Source organism: Bacillus sp. MUM 116 (assembly GCF_001866655.1).
In the GTDB taxonomy this organism is placed as follows: Bacteria; Bacillota; Bacilli; order Bacillales; family Cytobacillaceae; genus Neobacillus.
The window spans coordinates 1-913 of the sequence record NZ_MLYR01000082.1; the positions used below are offsets into that span (position 1 = coordinate 1).

Annotated in this window: 1 pseudogene; it reads left to right on the forward strand. The window is 38.4% G+C overall.

Going from position 1 to position 913, the window contains the following annotated elements:
- A pseudogene (locus BIV60_RS18745) lies at positions 1-913 on the forward strand (IS3 family transposase); the annotation flags it as partial.

A 913-nucleotide genomic window follows, 5' to 3' on the forward strand; every position in this document is an offset into this window, starting at 1 on the left:
GCAGCTATTTTTAAAATACCTGCCCCTTCAACAATTATTGCTTGGAGAAAACTATTTGAAACACAAGGATTAGATGCCCTTCAATCAAAGAAAAAGGGGCGTCCATCTATGAAAAAAGAATTCAATCAACAACCCAAACAAGAACCAGTCAAAGGCTCTACTGAAGCCCTTGAAGCACGTATTAAACAACTAGAGATGGAAAACGATTATTTAAAAAAGTTGAATGCCTTAGTTCAAAACAAGGAAAAATCACCAAACAAGACAAAGCGCAAGTAGTCTATGAATTAAGGCATAAATATCCGGTGAAAGCACTTGTAAAACTCGCTGGCATTCCACGCAGTACTTACTATGATTTAGCGAAACGTATGAATCGTCCAGATCCAGACGCTGATTTAAAAACTGAAATAAAAGTGATTTATGAAGAACATGAAGGGCGTTATGGCTATCGCCGTATTCGTGATGAGCTGGCGAATCGGGGACAAAAAGTGAACCATAAAAAAGTGCAACGTATTATGAAAGAGCTTGGTTTGAAATGCTTAGTACGTATGAAAAAGTATAAATCGTATAAAGGCAAAGTGGGAAAAATTGCACCCAATATTTTAGACCGCAATTTTACGGCAGACGCACCAATTGAAAAATGGGTAACCGACATTACGGAGTTTAAATTATTCGGCGAGAAGCTTTATTTATCGCCAGTTTTAGATTTATTTAACGGAGAGATTATCACGTATACAATCGGTTCAAGACCAACCTATTCACTTGTTTCGGGCATGTTGGAGAAGGCATTGGAACGTTTACCTGAGAACCACCAGCTACTCATGCATTCCGATCAAGGATGGCATTATCAGATGAAGCAATATCGTCACGCACTTGAATCAAGAGGGATAGTCCAAAGTATGTCTCGTAAAGGAAA